The organism is Vreelandella sulfidaeris Esulfide1 (genome assembly GCF_054072535.1).
Genome location: NZ_CM133364.1, coordinates 1,823,234 through 1,845,557, shown reverse-complemented (window position 1 = coordinate 1,845,557; position 22,324 = coordinate 1,823,234). Strand labels below are relative to the sequence as shown.

At 53.1% G+C, this 22,324-nt stretch carries 19 protein-coding genes; 12 read left to right on the top strand and 7 right to left on the bottom strand.

Going from position 1 to position 22,324, the window contains the following annotated elements; translation table 11 throughout:
- Positions 1–108: 108 nt before the first annotated feature.
- The 6 genes from cmk to ACW44H_RS08435 all read right to left on the bottom strand — a co-directional run bounded on the left by cmk (position 109) and on the right by ACW44H_RS08435 (position 8,577).
- Positions 109–813, bottom strand: coding sequence for a (d)CMP kinase (gene cmk / locus ACW44H_RS08460; protein ID WP_457508424.1), 705 nt, complete (start codon positions 811–813; stop codon positions 109–111).
- Positions 806–3,085, bottom strand: coding sequence for a bifunctional prephenate dehydrogenase/3-phosphoshikimate 1-carboxyvinyltransferase (locus tag ACW44H_RS08455; protein WP_457508422.1), 2,280 nt, complete (start codon positions 3,083–3,085; stop codon positions 806–808). Before ACW44H_RS08455 ends, cmk begins: the two co-directional genes overlap by 8 nt.
- A gap of 5 nt (positions 3,086–3,090) precedes the next feature.
- Positions 3,091–4,182 (bottom strand): prephenate dehydratase, encoded by a 1,092-nt coding sequence (pheA, locus tag ACW44H_RS08450; protein WP_457508420.1) that lies wholly within the window; start codon positions 4,180–4,182, stop codon positions 3,091–3,093.
- 6 nt (positions 4,183–4,188) lie between these two features.
- Positions 4,189–5,292: a 3-phosphoserine/phosphohydroxythreonine transaminase gene (gene serC / locus ACW44H_RS08445; protein WP_457508418.1), complete on the bottom strand. Its 1,104-nt coding sequence runs from the start codon at positions 5,290–5,292 to the stop codon at positions 4,189–4,191.
- Positions 5,276–7,990: a DNA gyrase subunit A gene (gene gyrA, locus ACW44H_RS08440; RefSeq protein ID WP_457508416.1), complete on the bottom strand. Its 2,715-nt coding sequence runs from the start codon at positions 7,988–7,990 to the stop codon at positions 5,276–5,278. The genes serC and gyrA overlap by 17 nt, the downstream gene beginning before the upstream one ends.
- Positions 7,991–8,142: 152 nt before the next feature.
- On the bottom strand, positions 8,143–8,577 hold the full coding sequence (locus tag ACW44H_RS08435; RefSeq protein WP_113267948.1) for an acyl-CoA thioesterase: 435 nt from the start codon (positions 8,575–8,577) through the stop codon (positions 8,143–8,145).
- 176 nt (positions 8,578–8,753) lie between these two features.
- On the opposite strand from ACW44H_RS08435, the gene ACW44H_RS08430 reads away from it, so the two are divergent.
- The 12 genes from ACW44H_RS08430 to nth all read left to right on the top strand — a co-directional run bounded on the left by ACW44H_RS08430 (position 8,754) and on the right by nth (position 21,145).
- Positions 8,754–9,683, top strand: a complete 930-nt coding sequence (locus tag ACW44H_RS08430; RefSeq protein ID WP_457508414.1) for a recombination-associated protein RdgC — start codon at positions 8,754–8,756, stop codon at positions 9,681–9,683.
- An 81-nt stretch (positions 9,684–9,764) separates the two neighbouring features.
- Complete coding sequence (locus ACW44H_RS08425) at positions 9,765–10,946, top strand: 1-acyl-sn-glycerol-3-phosphate acyltransferase (protein ID WP_113267950.1); 1,182 nt, start codon at positions 9,765–9,767, stop codon at positions 10,944–10,946.
- Positions 10,947–11,087: 141 nt separating this feature from the next.
- Positions 11,088–11,369: a hypothetical protein gene (locus ACW44H_RS08420; RefSeq protein WP_457508412.1), complete on the top strand. Its 282-nt coding sequence runs from the start codon at positions 11,088–11,090 to the stop codon at positions 11,367–11,369.
- Positions 11,370–11,476: 107 nt separating this feature from the next.
- The gene (gene metG, locus ACW44H_RS08415) at positions 11,477–13,513 is read left to right on the top strand and encodes a methionine--tRNA ligase (protein ID WP_457508410.1); all 2,037 of its coding nucleotides are present in this window, start codon (positions 11,477–11,479) and stop codon (positions 13,511–13,513) included.
- A 180-nt stretch (positions 13,514–13,693) separates the two neighbouring features.
- Positions 13,694–15,232 (top strand): sensor domain-containing diguanylate cyclase, encoded by a 1,539-nt coding sequence (locus ACW44H_RS08410; protein WP_457508408.1) that lies wholly within the window; start codon positions 13,694–13,696, stop codon positions 15,230–15,232.
- Positions 15,229–15,810 carry an electron transport complex subunit RsxA gene (gene rsxA, locus ACW44H_RS08405; protein WP_113267954.1) on the top strand — a complete coding sequence of 194 codons (582 nt, stop codon included), beginning with the start codon at positions 15,229–15,231 and terminating at the stop codon, positions 15,808–15,810. Before ACW44H_RS08410 ends, rsxA begins: the two co-directional genes overlap by 4 nt.
- A 12-nt stretch (positions 15,811–15,822) precedes the next feature.
- The gene (rsxB, locus tag ACW44H_RS08400) at positions 15,823–16,434 is read left to right on the top strand and encodes an electron transport complex subunit RsxB (protein ID WP_457508406.1); all 612 of its coding nucleotides are present in this window, start codon (positions 15,823–15,825) and stop codon (positions 16,432–16,434) included.
- The gene (gene rsxC, locus ACW44H_RS08395; RefSeq protein ID WP_457508404.1) at positions 16,418–18,073 is read left to right on the top strand and encodes an electron transport complex subunit RsxC; all 1,656 of its coding nucleotides are present in this window, start codon (positions 16,418–16,420) and stop codon (positions 18,071–18,073) included. The genes rsxB and rsxC overlap by 17 nt, the downstream gene beginning before the upstream one ends.
- Entirely contained in the window at positions 18,070–19,110 is a 1,041-nt protein-coding gene (locus ACW44H_RS08390; RefSeq protein WP_457508402.1) for an RnfABCDGE type electron transport complex subunit D, read from the top strand. The genes rsxC and ACW44H_RS08390 overlap by 4 nt, the downstream gene beginning before the upstream one ends.
- Positions 19,107–19,742: an electron transport complex subunit RsxG gene (rsxG, locus tag ACW44H_RS08385; RefSeq protein ID WP_457508400.1), complete on the top strand. Its 636-nt coding sequence runs from the start codon at positions 19,107–19,109 to the stop codon at positions 19,740–19,742. Before ACW44H_RS08390 ends, rsxG begins: the two co-directional genes overlap by 4 nt.
- The gene (locus ACW44H_RS08380) at positions 19,739–20,440 is read left to right on the top strand and encodes an electron transport complex subunit E (protein WP_113267959.1); all 702 of its coding nucleotides are present in this window, start codon (positions 19,739–19,741) and stop codon (positions 20,438–20,440) included. The genes rsxG and ACW44H_RS08380 overlap by 4 nt, the downstream gene beginning before the upstream one ends.
- Positions 20,441–20,506: 66 nt before the next feature.
- Positions 20,507–21,145, top strand: coding sequence for an endonuclease III (nth, locus tag ACW44H_RS08375; RefSeq protein WP_113267960.1), 639 nt, complete (start codon positions 20,507–20,509; stop codon positions 21,143–21,145).
- On the opposite strand, the gene ACW44H_RS08370 is transcribed toward nth, so the two are convergent.
- Positions 21,142–22,212: a tRNA-queuosine alpha-mannosyltransferase domain-containing protein gene (locus ACW44H_RS08370; protein WP_457508398.1), complete on the bottom strand. Its 1,071-nt coding sequence runs from the start codon at positions 22,210–22,212 to the stop codon at positions 21,142–21,144. The genes nth and ACW44H_RS08370 overlap by 4 nt on opposite strands.
- Between the last annotated feature and the right edge of the window lie 112 nt (positions 22,213–22,324).

Below are 22,324 nucleotides of genomic sequence, written 5' to 3'. Positions count from 1 at the left end.
CTCAGCCTTTGGGGGTGTTAACGCTGGTTAGACCTGACCGGGCTCACCGATGTGAGTTTAGTGCCCTGCCACGTCGTGACACCTATCCAAAAGCGCCGCAAGGGAGAATCACACGCCGCTTACCAGCCCTCTTTGGGCGAGCAGTTCGGTCAATCGATCTACCACTTCCGGTATGCTCAGGCGCGTGGTATCAAGCGTAATGGCATCATCTGCCGGCTTGAGAGGAGCCACACTGCGCTGCGTGTCGCGTGCATCGCGTGCCTGAATCTCCTTTAAAAGACTCGAAAGACTAGCATCCACCCCGGCTTCCTGCAACTGCAGATAACGTCGACGTGCCCGTTCGTCGGCACTCGCCGTTAAAAAAATCTTGAGCGATGCATCAGGAAAGACCACCGTTCCCATGTCACGACCGTCAGCCACCAACCCGGGAGATTGGCAAAAATCGCGTTGACGCTGCAGCAGTGCTTGGCGCACGGCGGGTAACGCCGCCACTTGGGAAGCCCGCTCTCCGGCCTGTTCGGTGCGAATGATCTGGCCGACATCTTCACCTTCTAGCAGCGTACGTGGCTGGCCATCTTCAACCGGAAACGACACATCAAGCTGTTCGGCCAAGCGTGCCAACTCCAATTCATCATCAACGGCAACATTGTGCTTAACCGCCGCCTGAGCCGTCAGCCGATAAAGTGCACCGCTATCGAGAAGATGCCAGCCCAGGCGCTCCGCGACCAAACCACTGATGGTACCTTTACCTGCGCCACCGGGGCCATCAATAGTAAGAACAGGAACGACAAGCGTGGCAGCGTGATCATTCATGCGCACCCTCCACACTCACGGCCATACCAATGCGTGTCGCTAGCGCAACGAAATCAGGGAAAGAAGTGGCCACATTGGCACAGTCTTCAATGACAACTTCTTCGCTAGCACGGAGCGATGCAATCGCAAACGCCATGGCAATACGGTGATCGCCCAGGCTGTCGATACGCCCGCCACCATAGCTTGGTACGCTGTCGTCACCGTTACCGACAATATCGATACCGTCTTCAACGACCGTATGCTTGACGCCTAGAATGGCCAGGCCGTCAGCCATCGCCTGAATACGATCAGACTCCTTCACTCGCAGCTCTTCGGCGCCGCGCAGACGCGTCGTACCCTGGGCGTTAGCGGCCGCGATGAACAGTGCAGGAAACTCATCAATCGCTAGCGGCACTTGATCGACGGGAATATCAATGCCCTTCAGCGGCGCGTAACGAATACGAATATCGGCCACTGGCTCGCCACCTACTTCGTGCTCGTTCTCTAATGCTAAATCAGCCCCCATCAGGGTAAGGATATTGATCACGCCAATCCGGGTAGGGTTAATACCCACGTGCTCAAGGGTAATATCAGCGCCTGGGGTAATCGCGGCGGCAACTAAAAAGAACGTCGCCGAAGAGATATCCGAAGGCACATCAATGGGGCCTGCGGTAAGTTTGCCGCCACCCTGTAGCCAGCAGGTATCACCTTCACGAGCAACCGCGTAGCCAAAACCATTGAGCATACGCTCGGTGTGGTCACGCGTAGGCGCGGGTTCACGTACCCGAGTTTCGCCTTCAGCGTACAGCCCGGCTAGTAACAAACAGGATTTAACCTGGGCACTGGCCATAGGCATATCGTAATGAATGCCTTTAAGGTTAGCGCCGCCGTGAATTTTGAGCGGTGGGCGCCCACCATCAGCGGTATCGATCGTGGCCCCCATCAAGCGTAGCGGGTCAGCCACACGCCCCATTGGCCGCTTGGTCAATGACTCGTCGCCGGTTAATTCACTATCAAATGCCTGACCAGCCAGCAATCCAGAGAAAAGCCGCATGGCGGTACCCGAGTTACCCACATAAAGTGGACCGGCGGGGGCTTTCAAGCCATGCATACCGACACCATGGATCGTCACTCGCCCTTGGTGCGGCCCTTCAATCGCCACGCCCATTTCGCGGAATGCCTGCAGCGTCGCCAGGCTATCTTCGCCTTCAAGAAAACCTTTTACTTCGGTGACACCTTCCGCCAGTGCACCCAACATAATGGAACGATGCGACATGGATTTATCGCCGGGAACGCGCAAACGCCCCTTGGCTTGACCGCCCGGCTGCACACGGTAGGTGACCTCACCTTGTGGTTGCATATGATATTCCGCCTGATAACTGGTTTTGTTCAATAAAGAGTCGAAATAGTGCCGGGCATGGCTCGCCCGATCAAAGGTAGCAATCAGCGCATCACTGTCATCTGTCTCTACCGCATAGCGCAAGCGCTTAAGCCCTGCCTCAAAATCATCCAGCGATGCCAGCACCGCTTGTTTATTGGCGATAAAAATATCCCGCCACATGACAGGATCGCTGCCTGCAATGCGGGTAAAGTCACGAAAACCGCCTGCCGCGTAACGAAAAATTTCTAACCGCTCATCCTGACGCGCCAGCGTATCCACTAATGAAAAGGCTAGCAGATGCGGCAAATGGCTGGTACGCGCCAATACTTGGTCATGTCGCTCTACGTCCATTTCCAACACATCGGCGCCACAGGCTTGCCATAAAAGGCGGACACGCTCTAATGCGTTGCGGTCCACGTTGGGCTCAGGCGTCAGGATGACCTTGTGATCTACATAAAGACGAGGATTAGCCGCCGCCACGCCGCTTTTTTCAGAACCAGCAATGGGATGCCCCAGCACCATATTAGTGGGTACTTGGCCAAATACTTTCTCAGCGTAGGCACGGATGGTCGCTTTAGTACTACCGACATCGGTCAATACGACGTTCCGGGCGGCATAAGGCAGTGCCTCAGCTAGCGTAGCCATGACGCTTTCCATAGCGAGCACCGGCACCGCCAGCACTACCATGGATGCGTCACGCAACTGTTCGTACAGATGCGTACCTCCAGTATCGATTAAGCCCATCTCGATACCGAGAGCGATCTCATTACCATCAGGGTCGCAGGCTGCAATTTGCCCCTTAAACCCTGACTCGCGCAGTGCTGCGGCTAGCGAACCACCAATTAATCCCAGACCAACAATTAGAAGACGTGATTCATGGCAGATAGGGGTTTTTAGGTTTTCGTCGGCCATTAATGTCACAGCACGCCTATCGGATAGGAACCCAGCACACGTAAATCCGCCGCTCTCAGCTGTACTTCTTCAAGCACAGCGGCGACTCGCGGATCATCGCGATGGCCCTTAAAATCAATAAAAAAGACATAGTTCCATACACCGGTGCGCGAAGGGCGCGTTTCCAGGCGCGTTAAATCAACCTGGTGGCGATGAAACGGCTCAAGCAACGCATGCAGCGTACCCGGTTGATTACGCATGGCGACCACAATCGAGGTCTTATCCTCGCCTGCCATGGGCACATCCTGATTACCAATAATCAAAAACCGCGTGGAGTTATCTGGCCGATCTTCAATTTTATCGGCGATATAGTCCAAACCATAAAGCTTAGCCGCCATATCGCCAGCAATCGCTGCGCTATGCCACTCGGTTTTGACTAGTTTAGCCGCTTCGGCATTGGAAGAGACCGGCACTCGCTCGGCATGGGGATAATGCGCATCCAGCCATTTGCGGCACTGGCCGAATGACTGAGGATGAGAATAGATTCGCGAAACCTTATCGCGACGGGTCGTTTCACTGACCAATAGATGGTGGTGAATACGCAGCACTACTTCGCCACATATTTTGATCGAGGAGTCCATAAAGGTATCAAGGGTGTGATTGACGACACCTTCGGTGGAGTTTTCCACTGGCACAACGCCGTAGTGCACGGCGCCTGCCTCCACTTCACGAAACACCTCATCGATAGCTGCCATGGGCATACTAATAGCACTTTCGCCAAAATGCTTAAGTGCCGCCTGTTGAGTAAAGGTGCCTTCAGGGCCCAGATAAGCAACTTTGACAGGCTGTTCAAGTGCCAAACACGCCGACATGATTTCACGAAACAAGCGCGCCATTTCTTCTGAATCGAGCGGCCCTTTGTTCAACGCCATAATGCGACGCAGAACCTGTGCTTCTCGCTCAGGACGGTAAAACACCGCATCCTTATCTTCATTCAGCTTAACGTGGGCCACCTGCTGGGCACAGCTGGCGCGCTCACTAATCAGGTTAAGGATATCACTATCGAGCTGATCGATACGCTGGCGCAGCTCATCCAGTTTGATCGACGTGTCGGACATGGTGGTTTAGCCCCTTGTTTGTTCAAAATCGGCCATAAATGCTATCAACGCATCGACTGCCGACTCAGGCACCGCGTTATATAGGCTGGCCCGCATACCGCCCACGCTGCGGTGGCCTTTCAAATTAAGCAGCCCCGCCGCATCGGCCTGCTGTAAAAACAACTTATCCAGCGCCGCATCGGCTAACACAAAAGGCACATTCATCCGAGAGCGATTGTGCTTAGCGATGGGGTTGCTATAAAAATCGCTGGCATCAATCGCCGCGTAAAGTTTATCGGCTTTACGCTGATTAATGGCATCCATGGCAGCTACACCACCGACATCTTCTTTTAGCCACTGAAACACCAAGCCGGCCAAATACCAGGCGTAAGTGGGCGGCGTATTCACCATCGAGCCGGCGTCAGCCAGCATTTGATAATCAAACAGTGAAGGAATGCCCGGCTGCGCTTTACCTAATAGGTCATCACGCACAACCACCAACGTCAGACCGGCGGGGCCTATATTTTTTTGTGCACCGGCATAAATCACACCAAACTCATTGACATCGATCGGCCCGGAAAGGATGTTCGACGACATGTCGCAAACAAGTGGCACGTTAGCGCCATCAGCACGCTGCACATGGGGCGTATAATCAAACTCCAATCCGCCAATCGTCTCGTTAGAGGTGTAGTGCAAATAGGCAGCATCATCACTTATCTCAATGCTATCCAGTGCGGGCACTTCCCTATGGCCGTTAGGCTCACTACTGGCCGCCACATGGCAACCAAAACCAAGACGCTTGGCTTCACTAAGCGCTTTTTTGCCCCAAATACCGGTCTGGATAAAGTTACCACTGCCACCCTGCCCCAACAGGTTCATGGGCAGCATGGCGAACTGCATGCTGGCCCCGCCCTGCAAAAACAGCACTCGATAATTATCAGGCACGCCTAACAGATGGCGAAAATCCGCTTCGGCACGCTCAGCAATGGCGACAAATTCATCGCTGCGGTGGCTCATTTCCATCACGGAAAGGCCACGACCCTGGAAGTCCAACAGCTCTGCCTGGGCACGTTCTAGCACGGCGACTGGCAGGGCCGCCGGCCCTGCGCAGAAATTATAGTGACGTGTCATCGGACCCTGTTTCCTGTGCGTCATCGGATGATTCACTGGGCTGGGTGCCGTCAGGGCTGACTTCCTCAAGAACGCTTATTTCATCGCTCTCTTCCGGCTCATCAACACGCACCGTCTTGACCAGCTTCTCCTCTTTACCAAGTCGAATCAGCATCACACCCTGAGTATTACGCGACGTTGTCGAGACCTCTTCAACACGCGTACGCACAAGCGTGCCACGGTCAGTGATCAGCATCATTTCATCGCTGTCATAAACCTGCATCGCCGCCACTAGGGAACCATTACGCTCACTGGTCTGCATGGCAATAACACCCTGGCCACCCCGGCCACGCAGCGGAAACTCTTCCAGACGGGTGCGCTTGCCGTAACCGTTCTCACTGGCTGTCATAATGTAGATTTGACCTTCAGCGGTTTCAGAGACAGCGCCTTCTGGCATTTCACTGTCAATATCCGCTTCGGCGTCAATCTGCTGGCTCTTCGGAATAATCAAGCTGATGACTTCCGCGTCACCGGCCAAACGCATACCGCGCACGCCGCGAGCAGTCCGGCCCATGGCGCGGGCGTTGCCCTCTTCAAAGCGAATCGCCTTGCCGTTTGAGGACAACAGCATGGCATGGTCGTTACCGGTGGTAATGGCAGCGCCAACTAAGCGGTCACCCTCTTCCAGATCAATCGCAATCAGGCCAACACTGCGTGGGCGCGAGAACTGTTCAAGACTGGTCCGCTTCACGGTGCCCTTGGCCGTCGCGAAGAAAATATAGTGCTCAGGGTCGTAGTCGCGTACCGGCAAGATAGCGTTAACGGCCTCACCCTCTTCAAGCGGCAACATATTAACCAGAGGCTTACCCCGCGAACCGCGGCTGGCGTTGGGCATTTCGTACACTTTCAGCCAGTACACCTTGCCGCGATTAGAGAACAGCAACACGGTATCGTGAGTAGACGCGACCAGCAGGTGCTCAATGACGTCTTCATCTTTCATTGCGGTGGCAGACTTACCACGGCCGCCACGACGCTGAGCCTGATAATCGGACAGCGGCTGAGTTTTGGCATAGCCTGAGCGCGACACGGTCACGACCATGTCTTCTTCGGCGATCAAGTCTTCAATGGAAAGATCTAAATGGCTGGCCTGAATTTCAGTGCGGCGATCATCACCAAACTGATCACGTACGGCGTGCAGCTCTTCACGAATCACTTCCATCAAGCGGTCCGCAGACGCCAAAATCTCGGTGAGCTCGGCAATTTTTTCAAGAATATTTAAGTATTCGTCGAGCAGCTTCTCGGTCTCAAGCCCCGTCAAGCGGTGCAGACGTAGCTCAAGAATCGCCTGCGCCTGAGCAGGCGAAAGCCGATAAGAAGTAGCTGCGGTGTTTAAACCAAACCCTTCATCCAACTCTTCCGGCTTGCAAGAGGTAGCCCCTGCCCGCTCCAACATGGCGGTTACTTGGCCCGGCTGCCACGTCTTGGCGAGCAGTTTTTCACGCGCTTCTGCCGCGTTGGGCGAGGCTTTAATCAACTCAATGACTTCGTCGATATTAGAGATCGCGACAGCCAAACCTTCCAACAAATGCCCACGCTCACGGGCTTTTTTCAGCTCATACAGTGTACGCCGGGTCACCACTTCGCGCCGGTGGCGAATAAAGGCTTCCAGCATTTCTTTCAGATTGAGCGTGCGCGGCTGACCATTTTCCAGCGCCACCATGTTAATGCCGAACACATTCTGCAGCTGTGTTTGAGCAAACAGGTTATTGACCACGACTTCACCGGACTCGCCGCGCTTGATTTCAATTACTACGCGCAGGCCATCTTTATCCGACTCATCGCGCAATTCGGCGATGCCTTCGATCTTCTTCTCTTTCACCAGCTCGGCGATCTTCTCGATCAACCGCGCCTTGTTCACCTGGTAAGGTAGCTCGGTAATGATGATGTGATCACGACCGGTTTTATCGTGGTGCTCGATGGTATGACAAGCACGCACATAAATGCGCCCACGGCCTGTTCTGTAGGCGGACAAAATGCCCGCACGGCCATTGATGATCGCGCCGGTAGGAAAGTCAGGACCGGGGATGTATTCCATTAAATCATCCACCGACAGCGTATAGTCATCGATTAACGCCAAACAGCCGTCAATCACTTCACGCATATTATGCGGCGGTATATTGGTCGCCATGCCGACGGCGATACCCGACGAGCCGTTGATCAGCAGGTTGGGTACTTTAGTAGGTAATACGGCGGGGATACGCTCGGTGCCGTCGTAGTTATCCACCCAATCGACGGTATCTTTTTCCAGGTCAGCGAGCAGCTCATGGGCAAGGCGCGACATACGCACCTCGGTGTAACGCATGGCGGCTGCGTTATCCCCATCAATTGAACCGAAGTTACCCTGGCCGTCGACCAGCACATGGCGCATCGAAAAGTGCTGCGCCATCCGTACGATGGTGTCGTATACCGCGCTATCGCCGTGCGGATGGTATTTACCGATGACATCGCCGACGACACGCGCCGACTTCTTGTACGGTTTATTCCAATCATTACCCAGTTCATGCATGGCAAACAGCACACGCCGGTGAACCGGTTTAAGGCCATCCCGCACATCAGGAAGCGCGCGACCGATAATGACGCTCATCGCATAGTCGAGATACGACTGTTTGAGCTCGTCTTCAATATTGACGGGCAAGATTTCTCTGGCGATGTCACCCATGAAAGTTAGATCCTTTGCACTGCATTGGCACTGCGAGAGTTGAAAGCGCTTAAAAACACCGCCCTATTAAAACAATAGAACAGCGCGCAAATACGACGCCATCATACCACCGCAAAAGCGGCAAGGGCAGCCAGGGAGCTCACCAAAGCCATTTAGGGGGTAAATGCCTCTTTCGCCAACGTTAATGCAGCTAATGCCTCACGCACCTCTCCCTCAATGGCAGCGGCCTTATTAGCCCGCATATCCAACAGAACGAAGGTTAAATCCGCCTGGGCTATTACGGTGCCATCCTTGCGCACAATACGGTGATGACAGAGCCCGCTGCGCTCACCGACCTCAACAATCCCCGTCATTATCTCTAAATCATCCCCGTGACGTGCAGCGGCCAAATAATCAATATTCAAATTGACGACGACGAACGCTCGCCCGGCTTGATGAAGCTCTTTGATCATCTCAGGGTGATGATCAAAAAAGTCCCAACGCCCTTCTTCCATAAACTCCAGGTAACGAGCGTTATTAACATGGCCATAGCCATCCAGGTGATAGCCTCGGACGCGCAATTGCACTCTAGAGAGTGATGCAGTCATAACAGCTCCTTTGTTTAGATTGGAGAGAAAATAAAGGTTAGAAAAAAGCAGTGATTACCAAAACCATAATCAAACATAAGTTTTAAACACACGCAACAAAACCGATTGGCGCCAGCCGCTGGTAGGAATGCCTCGCTTTCGCCATAATGTGCCACCTTTTGAACAGGATTGGCTCCATGTGGTTTAAGCACTTGCATTTATACCGGCTACACGACGCGCCCGAGATAACCAGCGATGCGCTCGCTAGCGCCTTACAAGAGCATGCCGCCAAACCACTTGGCAACGCCGATGCGCGCCGCCTAGGTTGGACGGCGCCAGCAGGACGTTTAGGCGGTGGTCAGCTCGTTCACGAAATTCAAGCACATCGCCTGCTTTCCGCGCTGCGCCAAGAGCGTCTATTGCCTGCTTCCGTGGTAAAAGAAGAAGTTGACGAGCTAGTCGCCGATATTGAAGCCAGCGAAAGCCGCAAAGTGACCCGCAAAGAGAAGACCGCATTAAAAGAGCAGGTCACCGAAAACTTACTGCCGCGTGCCTTTGTCCGCAGTCAGAAAATCGACCTATGGTGGGATACCCGCAGCCAGCTGATTGGCATTAACGCCAGCTCGCGCACCCGCGCTGAAGATATTTTGGATCTATTAAGAGAAACACTGGGTAGTTTAAAAGTCACGCCGCTCAGCTCGCAAACACTGCCTATTCGCGCAATGACCACCTGGCTTGGCGACACTGCAAGCCGCCCTGCGGACTTGCAGCTTGGCGACCAGGTCGAGCTAAAAGCCAAAGGTGACGACGGCGTATTGCGCGCGCGCCAAGTTGATTTAGACAGCGATGAGATCCAGCAATTGCTGGAGAGCGGTCGTCAAGCCAGCAAGCTCGCGATTAGCCTGGAAGGACGTTTAAGCTTTATTCTGCATGATGATCTTGCGTTGAAATCATTACGCTTTGGCGATGCCCTCATCGAAGAAGCCGACCATGCTGACGATGGCGATGATGCCCTTGCTCGTTTGGAAACGGACTTTATTTTAATGGCACAGGCGCTATCCGATGACATTCCTCGCTTGATAGAGTGGCTCGGCGGTGAAACGCAGCGGGAACCCGCGGCGCAGTAATGCCTTTATAGTCTTTTCGCCTTTATGGTATTAATCGGCACCTATTCCTAATCACCAACGGTTTATCATCCAACGGTTCGCATGACTCATCATAACAACGCTCCCAACGCCTCTATCGAGACAGACCCGTGGGCCGATATTCGGCCGTTCATGGATCACGAAGTAGCCGATGTTCTTGCTAGGCTCTCACGGGACAATGAGCTGCTAGATGCGCTCACCCGCTTTCGACTGCCACGCTTAGCACGCTGGGCACCATCGTTGGCACGTGGTTTTGCCAGCCGCGCGGTACGCCGCGAAGTCAAAGATGTTTCGACGGTTTACGAATTTCAAATGCGCATTGCTCACTATATGGAGCGCATGATTCGCACCACCACCGATGCATTTGAAGTGACTGGCCTTGATAAGCTTGATCCTAATGGTGCTTACCTATTTATTGGTAATCATCGCGACATCTCGCTGGACCCAGCCTTCGTTAACTACGCGCTGTATCAGGCAAAGCGGGACACCGTGCGTATCGCTATTGGCGATAATTTGCTCAAAAAACCTTATGTCACCGACCTGATGCGGCTTAATAAAAGCTTTATTGTACCGCGTAGCGCGCGCGGCAAACGGGCTATGCTGGCGGCATATCAGCAGCTTTCCGCCTATATTCGCCACACCATTACCGAAGATCAACACTCGATATGGATGGCGCAGCGCGAAGGGCGGGCCAAAAACGGCATTGATCACACCGAGCCCGCCATCATCAAAATGCTGATCATGGCGAGGCGTGCTTCAGAGCGCGATATGGTATTCGGCGATGCGATTGCCGAGCTGAAGCTTGTGCCCGTATCGATTAGCTATGAGTACGATCCCTGCGATGTACAAAAGGCCCAAGAGCTGCACGACATTGATACCCAGGGTAGTTACGCCAAAGAGGAGTTTGAAGACATTCGCTCCATTGTCGCAGGCATTACCGGCTCCAAAGGACGCGTACGACTACACTTTGGCACCCCTGTTGGGTCTGACATGGCAACGCCTGATGAAGTAGCGGCTGAAATAGATCGCCAGGTAATTGGTGGTTATCGTCTATTCCCCAGCCACTATTTAGCGCTGGAAGCACAGGGTGAAGCGCCTGAACTGGTAGCGCGAAAAGCCATTACGCGCCAAGACAGGGAGCGCTTTAATGCGCGGCTTGCTGAGGTACCTGAGCCACTGCGCCCTTACTGGCTCGCCCAGTACGCAAACCCTGTTAAGCATAAAGCAGGTAGACTGACGCTTTAACCTGACGTTTTGAGCTGGTGCCTTTAAGTTGGCGTTTTAATACCAGGCAACTCATGCCCGTTGGCAGAAAAAATGCTATGGTCAAAGCAGTGATTGGTCCCGCTTGGCGCTGCCGTCAACCGCGATCCTAAGGAGACTTCCATGTCCGGTTCAGAAATTCAGAAAACACGTGTCATCAATGAGCTACGTGGTTTTATTCGCAAGTTATTACAAGACCCCAAAATTCTTGAGCAATCTCTGACGATTGCTCGTCAACAATTGACCGAAGGCAGTAGTGCTGCGGCGATGGCACGCATTGCTAACGAAATATCCGACACCACCAGCGTGCATATCCCGGAAGACCCGGCTGAGCACTCTGAAGCTGATAAACTCTTTTTAGAATTACTGCGCGAAGTGGTTCAAGAAGAGCAAGCACTCTATTAAGCGTTGTTAAGCGCCCGGTTATCGGCGAAGCGCCTTTTAGCGACTTCGCCGTCTTTATTTGTTAACGCTCGAACGATCCTTATATCCACTCGGAATTAACCTTCACCATGCCTACTACCGCCACGCGCAACATTTTGGTGACAAGCGCGCTCCCTTATGCCAACGGAGCCATTCACCTCGGTCACTTACTTGAGTATATCCAGACTGATATCTGGGTACGTTTCCAGAAAAGCCGTGGCCAGCAGTGCTACTACGTATGTGCCGATGATGCCCATGGCACCGCTATCATGTTGCGTGCTGAGCAGGAAAACATTACGGCGGAAGCACTGATTGAACGGGTTTCTCAGGATCATCAAACAGACTTTGCTCGTTTTGGCGTTGGTTTCGACAACTACCACTCAACCCACTCCGCTGAAAACCGTTATTTCAGTGAAATGATTTATAAGCGCTTGCGGGATAAAGGCCATATTGCCACGCGCGATATAGAGCAAATGTTTGACCCGCAAAAAGGCTTGTTCTTAGCTGATCGCTTTATTAAAGGCACCTGCCCAAAATGCGGGGCAGACGACCAGTACGGCGATAACTGTGAAAAGTGTGGTGCTACCTATACGCCCGCTGACTTGATCAATCCTGTCTCGGCGATCTCAGGCGCCACGCCCGAAGTGCGCACCTCGACCCATTACTTCTTTAAGCTGCCCGACTTTGCCGACTTCTTGCAGCGCTGGATTGACGACGGCCACGTTCAGCCGCAAATCCGTAACAAGCTGATGGAGTGGTTTGAGTCCGGCTTTAATGAATGGGACATTTCCCGCGACGCGCCTTACTTTGGCTTTGAAATACCTGACGCGCCGGGCAAATACTTTTATGTATGGCTAGATGCGCCAATTGGCTATTTGGCCAGTTTTAAAAACCTATGCGATCGCCAAGGTATCGACTTCGACAGCTTCTGGAAAAAGGGCTCCGACGCCGAGGTATATCACTTTATCGGTAAAGATATCGTCTACTTCCACGCGCTGTTCTGGCCCGCTATGCTGCATGGCGCCGACCTTCGTACGCCAACGGCCGTCAACTGCCATGGCTTCCTAACGGTAGACGGCGCCAAGATGTCGAAATCTCGCGGAACGTTCATTAAAGCTGCGACCTACGCCGATCATCTTAACCCGGAATACTTGCGCTATTATTTTGCGGCCAAGCTCACCTCCAAAGTTGATGATTTAGATTTAAACTTGGAAGACTTTGCTGCACGGGTAAACTCCGATCTGGTTGGCAAAGTGATCAACATTGCCAGCCGGTGCGCTGGCTTTGTTAAAAAGCTGGGCGGTGGCACACTCTCGACACATTGCGCTGAGCCGCAAATGGTCGCCCGCTTTATTGCCGCCGGTGACGATATTGCCGACGACTTTGAATTGCGTGAATTTAGTCGGGCAATGCGCAAAATTATGGAACTGGCGGATGAGGCCAACACCTACATAGCAGATAAAGAACCCTGGGCACTTGCAAAACAGGATGGGCGCGATGCAGAAGTCTTGGAGATATGTTCGGTAGGTATTAATTTATTCCGCCAGTTAATGGTGTATCTTGCCCCCGTGGTCCCCGCCATGGCTGAGGATGCCCGTGAGTTTTTGAATATCGAATCACTCGACTGGCACACTCGACAAAGCGTCCTGACAGATCATTCAATCAACAAATTCAAGCCGCTCATGACGCGCGTTGAGCGCGATAAAATCGATGCGATGATTGAAGCATCCAAGGAAGATCTTGTGGAAGAGCAGAAACTGAAAGAGGCACCAAAAAGCCCGTTGGCAGATGAACCCATCGCCGCTGAAATCGATTTTGCAGCGTTTGCGAAGGTCGACCTCAGGATTGCACGCATCACTCAGGCCCAGTACGTAGAAGGCGCCGACAAGCTATTACAGCTGACCCTCGATCTGGGCGGCGAAACGCGCAATGTCTTCTCCGGCATTCGCTCCGCTTACGCCCCCGAAGCATTAGAAGGACGATTGACCGTGATGGTCGCTAACCTGGCACCGCGCAAAATGCGTTTTGGGATGTCTGAAGGCATGGTATTAGCCTCTGCCAATGAAGAAGGCATTTATCTGCTTTCCCCAGACACTGGTGCCGAACCGGGCCAGCGGGTAACGTAATCAAGAGAGTAGGTTATTAAGGGGCAGAGGCTAACCGCCTTTGCCCTTTTTGTTTTTAAGTACTGTTTTAGTCGCACATTTTTAGTCGCACATCATCACCGCTTTGCTCAGGCACTTTTTATGGTTCGAATCTTCTCGCGATCTTTACGCTTTCGTTTTTTAGCTGCCTTAGGAGGCGTCTTGCTCCTTGCTCTCATTTCTTTAGGGGCATTGAGTCAATGGGTGATATTCCCAGCGCTTCACAAGGAAGAGCGTGCGGTAGTGATGCAAGAGCTTGAGCAAATTGAGCGCAGCCTTCAGATCAGTCAGAAAGAACTATTAGCCCAAGTTCGAGATTGGGCTATTTGGGACGATACTTACGAATTTATCCAAGGCTATTATCCCGGCTATACCGATACAAATTTTAGCCAGCAAATGTTTGAAGAAATGCGCTACCAGCTGATGGTGTTTTTTAACGCAGAGGGCCAAGTCCATTTTATAGCAGGCATTAACCCTGCTACTGACCTTTACACTACCTGCCATACCATGGAGCGGGAGTGCGGTTGGGCGGAAGGGTTAATCCGAACTATGAAGGCCTCTATTGAGGAAGACCCGCAGCAAGGAAAAAGCAACCTCTATGCTGGCTCACCTCCCTTGATGGTGGCTTCTAATCCCATTTTGCGTACTGACGAAAGTGGCCCACCACAAGGCTGGTTATTTAAAGTGAGGCCAATGGATGGTGCATGGCGTGACATCATAGAAGACTATACGGGGTTACCAACCACACTTTCGATGGTTGATGCGCCTATAGACAAAGAGGTTGCCGTTACTATTACGGGTAATACTATCCAGGCGCAGCGCTATATACCTACCTATCCACACAACGAGCAAATCGAGCTAGGAACCCACCTTAATCGCACCAGCTATTTAGCCAGTTTAGAGACCTTTCGATACGTACTTTTGTGGACAGCATGCTTAATGCTTTTGGTCATTGCCCTTGTCCTGTTTCTACTCGAGCGTATTATCCTGAAGCCACTGAGAACCCTTACCCAATTTACCCAGCAAGTCAGTGTCGACTCGGCCGAATCGGCCAACCTGATAAAGCGCACCGATGAAATCGGTGTGTTAGCGCGTACCTTTCAGCAGCAGTTTAAACATCAAAAGCAGCTTAATGCCGAGCTAATCGAGCTTTCTACCCATGACGCATTGACTGGCTTACCCAATCGCCGTTTATTCGACCAGCGGCTACAAGAAGTGATTAATATCGCCTTGGTCACCGGCCAACCCCTGTCGGTGATGATGCTCGATATTGACCATTTTAAATTATTTAATGACCATTACGGCCATCCTGAGGGCGATACATGCTTGCAACGAGTAGCGCAGACAATGCATGACGTCGCCACTAACCAGGGGTTTTTTATCGCACGCACGGGCGGTGAAGAGTTTAGTGCCATGCTGCCTGCCACTTCAGCTACCCAAGCGATTGAAAAAAGCGAGGCTTTGAGTCATGCCATTGATCAATTAAAGTACCCGCACCAGTTGTCGCCTGTGGCGCCGCATGTCACCGTCAGCATTGGGATTTGTCAGTTTGACAGCACGGCACTTATGACCCCCACCGCTTTAATGACAGCTGCAGACCAAGCATTGTACGCTGCCAAAGCCGCTGGACGACATTGCTCCGTGGTTTATACACCTTCGCTAGCCAATACCCCATTTTCTTCTCATAATACGCCGCCATGAGTGAGCTATTTATTATTTTGATCAGCACAGCACTGGTCAACAATTTCGTGCTGGTTCAGTTTTTGGGCTTGTGTCCCTTTATGGGGGTCTCTAATAAATTAGAGTCGGCTATGGGTATGTCCCTGGCCACCACCTTTGTACTGACCCTGGCGTCAGCGGCCAGCTTCGTGGTCTACCACGGACTGCTTGTGCCGCTGGATGTCGCTTATCTTCGCACCATCAGTTTTATTGTGGTCATCGCCGCCGTGGTGCAGTTCACTGAAATCATGGTGCGCCAGCTAAGCCCTCTGTTGCATCAAGTACTGGGCATTTTCCTACCGCTCATCACGACTAACTGCGCAGTGCTGGGGGTCGCTTTGCTGTCGCTAAATCGCGAGTTAAGTTTTTTTCATACCCTCCTTTATGGGTTGGGCGCCGCACTGGGGTTCTCGCTTATTTTGGTTTTGTTTGCAGCCATGCGCGAACGCATAGCCGGGGCAGATATCCCCAAACCGTTCCAAGGTGCCGCTATTGCCATGGTGACCGCTAGCCTGATGTCGCTGGCATTTCTCGGCTTTTCTGGGTTAGTACAAGGGTGAAGGCAGCGCGTAATGAGTAATACATTCGATGCTATCAGCATTCTAAGCGCCATCGCGGTACTCACCGGCTTGGGCATCAGTTTCGGTGCTCTTCTGGGGGTCGTTAATGAACGCTTCAAGCGTGAAGATAACCCACTGGTAGAGCAAATTGATGCGTTATTGCCGCAAACCCAATGTGGCCAGTGCGGCTACCCTGGCTGCCGACCGTATGCAGAAGCCATTAACCAAGGTGACTCACTTAATAAATGCCCACCAGGGGGTGAAGCGACTATCCAGGGGCTTGCCGATTTATTAGGTCGCGCACCCGAGCCTCTCGACGGTGAAGCCCAAAGCGAAGCGAAGGTGGCTTTTATTCGCGAAGCAGAGTGCATTGGCTGTACAAAATGCATTCAAGCCTGCCCGGTCGACGCGATAATTGGCGCTGCCAAATTAATGCATACCGTGATTGAAGATGAATGCACCGGCTGCGATTTGTGTCTGGACCCCTGCCCCGTCGACTGTATTGATATGCTGCCGCGAACGGCGCCACTCAGCCGCTGGCAGCCGGTTATCAAACCGCCATCCAATGTTATTGCCAGTGACCGACAAGCTACGCCAGGAGGTGTTCATGTCGAGCGCCTTTGATTTTCCGGGTGGCATTTACCCTCCCGAGCGCAAGCTGCGCTCAAATCAGGCTGCACTGATTGAGGCGCCACTGCCGAACCGAGTGGTTCTCCCACTGCAACAACATAGCGGTCAGCCCGCCACCCCCTGTGTCGCGCCAGGTGACTTGGTGAAGGTGGGCAGCGTGATTGCTAAGCGCGAAGGGATGATTTCCAGCCACTTGCATGCCAGCATCAGCGGCACGATAGCCGACGTTAGCACCATCCAAATCATTATAGAGGGTGATGGGCGAGATGAATGGCAGCGCCTGCCTGGCCTCGACTGGCGCTATTCCGCTCCCGTTGAGCTGCTTGAGCGCTTAAACGAGAGCGGCCTTGTCGGCCTAGGCGGGGCCGGCTTTCCTACCCACATTAAAGCGCTTGCGGTGGAACAGCATCCGATTCACACCCTCGTGATCAATGCTGCTGAGTGCGAGCCTTATATTACTGCCGACGATATCACCTTGCGCCATTACGCTAGTGAAGTACTCGAAGGCGCGCAGATAATGGCCAAACTGTGTAACGCACGGCAGATCATAATTGGCATCGAGGATAATAAGCCCGCGGCCATTGAAGCCCTGAGAAGTGCACTACCGTTTAGCCAGCCGGCTCTGGTTGAGCTAAAAGTGATTCCCACTCGCTACCCCAGCGGTGGCGAGCGTCAACTGATAAAAAAATTACTTGATCTGACAGTACCCAGTGGCGGTTTGCCAGTCGATGTGGGGGTGCTTTGCCATAACCCCGGCACGCTTCTCGCGGTACTCCAGGCCATTCGCGACGGACAACCGCTGGTATCCAGAGTGGTGACCTTGACGGGAGAAGCGGTTGCCAGCCCCGGCAACCGCTGGGTTCGCATAGGCACCTCCATAAACGAACTGCTGACGCACGCGGGTCTAAACCAGGCAACATTAAGTCAAGTGATTCAGGGCGGTCCCATGATGGGAACGCCGCTGCTGACACTGGATGCGCCGGTCACCAAACTCACCAACTGCCTGATCGCCGCAACCACTGATGAACTTCCACAGGCACCAGAGGAGTCGCCCTGCATTCGTTGTGGCGAATGTGAAAGCGTTTGCCCGGTAGCACTGTTGCCTCAGCAGCTTCACTGGTACGCACGCGCTAAAGACGACACCAAGATGGAGCACTACCACCTGTTCGATTGTATTGAATGCGGTGCCTGTAGTTACGTTTGTCCAAGCCATATTCCGCTGGTTGATGATTATCGCGAGGCGAAAAGCCGTCTACGCCTGCAGCGTATTGAGGCGGAAAAAGCAGAGCACGCCAAGCACCGCTTTGAATTTCGGCAAGCGCGGCTTGCTCGCGAAGAGGCCGAAAAACAGGCGCGCAAGGCAGCTCGCCAAGCACAGCAACAGCGTCCTGCCAGCAACACCACGGCAAGCAGTGAGAAAGTGGATTTACGCGGACTGCGAATTGCCCATGCAGCTGCCAAAGCGTCGGTTAAAAAAGCCGAAAAAAACCTTTCACGTGTGGCCCAGGAAGACCCTAAACAGCCCCTTGATGATCTGGAAACGCAGCTTGCAACCGCGCAGGAGAACTTACGAGCAGCCGAGTTGCAGCTTGCTAAAGCACGCGAGCAGCAGCCCAGCAAGGAATCGCCATGAGTATGATGCACGCTTCACAGGTAAACGGTGGTAACGCCGCTTCTACCGTGCCCCCCACGGCGAGCTTAATGCGTTGGGTATTTGCAGCAACCCTGCCGGGCATCGCCACGATGAGCTATTTCTTTGGCCTTGGCGTTCTCAGCAACGTGCTGTTAGCAGCAACGCTGGGGGTTGCGCTTGAAGCAGCCGTGTTACGAGTGCGCAAACGACCAATACGAATAACGATCAATGACTCAAGCGCCCTACTCACAGGTGTTCTGCTTGGCGTTTCGCTACCACCAGCCAGCCCCTGGTGGCTGATTTGCGTGGGCATGGTTGCTGCGATTGTAGTCGCCAAACAGTTGTATGGAGGTTTAGGTCATAATCCCTTCAATCCTGCCATGGTGGGTTATGCGCTGCTATTGGTGTCTTTTCCTACCTATATGACGCTATGGACACCACCCCAAAACATTGTGCCCACCGAGTTATGGTCTCAAATCACTGGCACGCTGCCAGCCGCTCAGTTGGATAGCCTGAGCGGTGCCACACCGCTCGATGCTTTTAAGCACAAAGGTGAAGCGGTGCTTGCCAGCGAGTTCTGGGCAGCCAAACCATTGCCTGAAGGTACGCTCGGTGCATGGCAAATCATCAGCTTAGCCTGGCTGCTGGGCGGTACGTTCTTATTGTACAAACGGATTATCAGTTGGCACATTCCTGCCGCCATGCTGGGTAGTGTCGTGGTACTTGCGACGCTGTTTTATCTCAGCGACCCAAGCCACTTTGCTTCTCCGTTGTTTCACCTGCTCACCGGGGCAACCTTGTTTGGGGCGTTCTTTATCGCCACCGACCCTGTTTCTGCAGCCACTAGCCGACGCGGTAAACTTATTTATGGCGCTGGCATTGGCGTGTTAGTCATCATCATTCGTACCTTTGGTGGCTACCCCGATGCAGTGGCGTTTGCGGTATTACTGATGAATCTGTGCGTACCGCTGTTAGACCTTTATAGCGTGCCGCGCCCCACCGGCATACCAAAAACCTCGCCAGGAAAGCAGCTATGACGCTACGCCAGGCCATGCTACGAGGGGCACTCGCGCTGGGGGCCTTTGCACTGGTAACGGCGGGCAGCATCGCATTAACGCGCGCCTTAACCGCCGAGCGAATAGCGACGCACCAGTTGGCTTATCAGCACCGCCAACTTCAAGAAGTATTGCCCGAAACGTTAGCCAATATTCCCATTACCGACGTTTTGGAAAGCACCTTTACCCTTCCCAACGCAGAGGTGCTGGGGCTAGAAAAAGATACCCAGGGCTGGTCGGTAAGCGACCAGGATAGCGGTGCGGTGATTTTTCCAGTGGTGACACGGCAGGGATACAACGGCGAAATTCAGCTACTAATAGGCATTGATGAGCAGCAGCGTATTAGCGGAGTACGCGTCACCCAACATCAGGAAACACCTGGACTGGGTGATGATATAGAACGCAGACGCAGCGACTGGATTACCGGTTTTGATGGCCTGGGATTAGATAGCTTGTCACCGTCAGGCTGGACAGTGGCTAAAGACGGCGGCCATTTTGACGCTTTTACCGGTGCGACGATTACGCCTAGGGCCGTGGTAAACGCCGTATATAAAGCCTTACAGTACGCCGCCGAAACACCGCTACCGATTTCTTCTCAGGAGCCTACATCATGAGCCAGTGGCGCGAACTCGCCCGAAGCGGTCTTTGGTCGAATAACCCAGCTCTGGTGCAATTGCTAGGGCTCTGCCCCCTGTTGGCTGTCAGCGGCAGCATCGTCAATGCGCTAGGGCTAGCGCTTGCCACGCTGATGGTAATGGTGGGTGCCAGTACGGCTATTTCATTGATCCGTCATCAGGTGCCCACCGCCGTACGCCTGCCCGCTTTCGTGATGGTCATTGCTGCCTTTGTTACTTGCGCTGAATTGCTAATGGCCGCCTACGCCTACCCGCTCTACCAGGTACTGGGCATTTTTATTCCGCTAATTGTCACCAACTGCGCCATCCTCGGCCGCGCGGATGCCTTTGCCTCTCGTCAACCAGTGCTGCCTGCCGCCATCGATGGCTTGATGATGGGATTAGGGTTTGGCGCAGTTCTGGTATTGCTGGGCGCCCTGCGAGAGTTGCTCGGCCAAGGCACGCTGTTTAGCGATATGGCACTGCTGTTTGGGCCGCAGGCCGCTAATTGGCAGCTCACCATTGCTGACGATTATCAGTTTCTATTTTTCATACTGCCGCCAGGGGCTTTCTTTGTGGCTGGCATGCTAATCGCCCTAAAAAATGTCATTGATCAACACAGCGTTGCTCGCGCTCGCCCTGTTACAGCTGCACCTCGCATTGAACGCCGCGTGCGAGTTACCGGCACGATTAAATAACGGCTTTTAAATAACGGTTTTTAAATTACTGCATTTAAATAACTGCATCTAAAAAAGAGACAAACCATGAATGCCCAAAAGCGTCATGAAATTTTTGCTCGCCTTCAGGCAGAGACTCCCCAACCCACTACCGAGCTCAACTGGAACACCCCCTTTGAGTTGCTGGCTGCCGTGCTGCTTTCGGCTCAAGCCACCGATGTAGGGGTCAATAAAGCCACAGCACGCCTTTATCCTGTCGCGAATACGCCTCAAGCGATCATTGATTTGGGTATCGACCAGCTTAAAGCGCATATCAAAACCATCGGCCTTTACAATACCAAGGCCGAAAATTTGATGAAAACCTGTCACATTCTAGTCGACCAGCACGGTGGCGAAGTGCCCGATACCCGGCAAGCGTTAGAAGCCTTGCCGGGTGTAGGCCGCAAAACCGCCAACGTCATTCTCAATACGGCCTTTGGTCACCCCACTATGGCAGTGGATACGCATATTTTCCGAGTTTCTAACCGCACCGGCATCGCTAAAGGCAAGAATGTGGTCGAGGTGGAGCAAAAACTGCTACGTCATGTGCCCAAAGGGTTTCTCCAGGATGCTCACCACTGGCTGATACTCCACGGGCGTTATACGTGTATAGCGCGCAAGCCACGCTGCGGCAGCTGTATCATTGAAGATCTTTGCGAATATAAAGAAAAAACAGAGATCGCTTAGCGGGCAAGTAGCAATTTTCTATATTCTTCGCGCCAAGCTGGCCACTCCCATGGCTTGGTATCTAGCGGTTCAGGACGCGCTGCAGGATCGGTTAGCCACCGATGCAGCCGCTCATACAGCCCTGCTTGAGTGCCGTCATAGCGATAAGTAGGCGGGTAAAGCGCCGGGAAGCAGAGCCGATTGGGCACCAGCGGCAGTGCGCCACGCTGGGCCGCTTCCATAATCGCCAAGCCCTGAAATTCATGCCATGTGGTTGAGACCACGATACCCGCGCTATCCAACAATTCTCGATACGCGTCTTCAGGCTGCGGCCCCCACGCAACGATATGCCTAGATAAACGTTGTTTAGCCTCAGCAAAAATAGCAGGGACTTGGCGAAAGCGCTGCCCGAGCACCGCAAGTTCAAACGCTACACCGGCTTCGCTTAACGCAAACAGTACCGCGAAGAAATCGTCAGGGTTTTTGTCGTACTCCCAACGATGATTCCAAACAATACGCTGAGGCACTGTTTTTTGAATAGCCGTTTGCTGGCGAGATGTTGAGCTCTCAGAAATGGGTACTGGTAAAACCTGAGACCGCTCGCGCAGCGCTTCAAGTGGCTTCGCCGCAGGCAGGTTCTCAGGCATCTTTTTCAAGAAGCCACGCGCGCCATCAATAAAGGAGTCACGGTTGTAAGCGCTGTTAAACACCACATTATCCGCCGCTAGCGCCGTATAGAGATTGACCATTTTGGCTTCCACTTGCGACATCTGGTCGCTCGACTCAGGATAGGCGAACTGGTTTTCATGAAAATAAACGACCTTCTTCGCTCGACCAAGATGTGGAAAAAGCCCAATCAGTGTCGCTAGGTCGACCATTGAGGTAGCTAGCACGACATCATACGACTGGTTGAGGATGGCATGCTCTTTTAACATCCAGCTCAACGGATTGCCGCGAATACGCCAAGAAAAATGCCGTGGTGGCAGGGCCAATAGTGTCCATGACACCTCATCCAATTGCTCCATTAAACTTTGCGCCCAATAGCGATGGCTTACCGCTTCATAGGCTGATAATAGTAATACGCGCACTAAGAGCCCTACCTTGCTAATCAGTGAACCGCCATAACACCGTCAGCCATGGCAAAGTGGCGAGTAGTGTAACAAAGCAAGTCGGTTTGCTCGCTGATGGCTGTCTCACTGC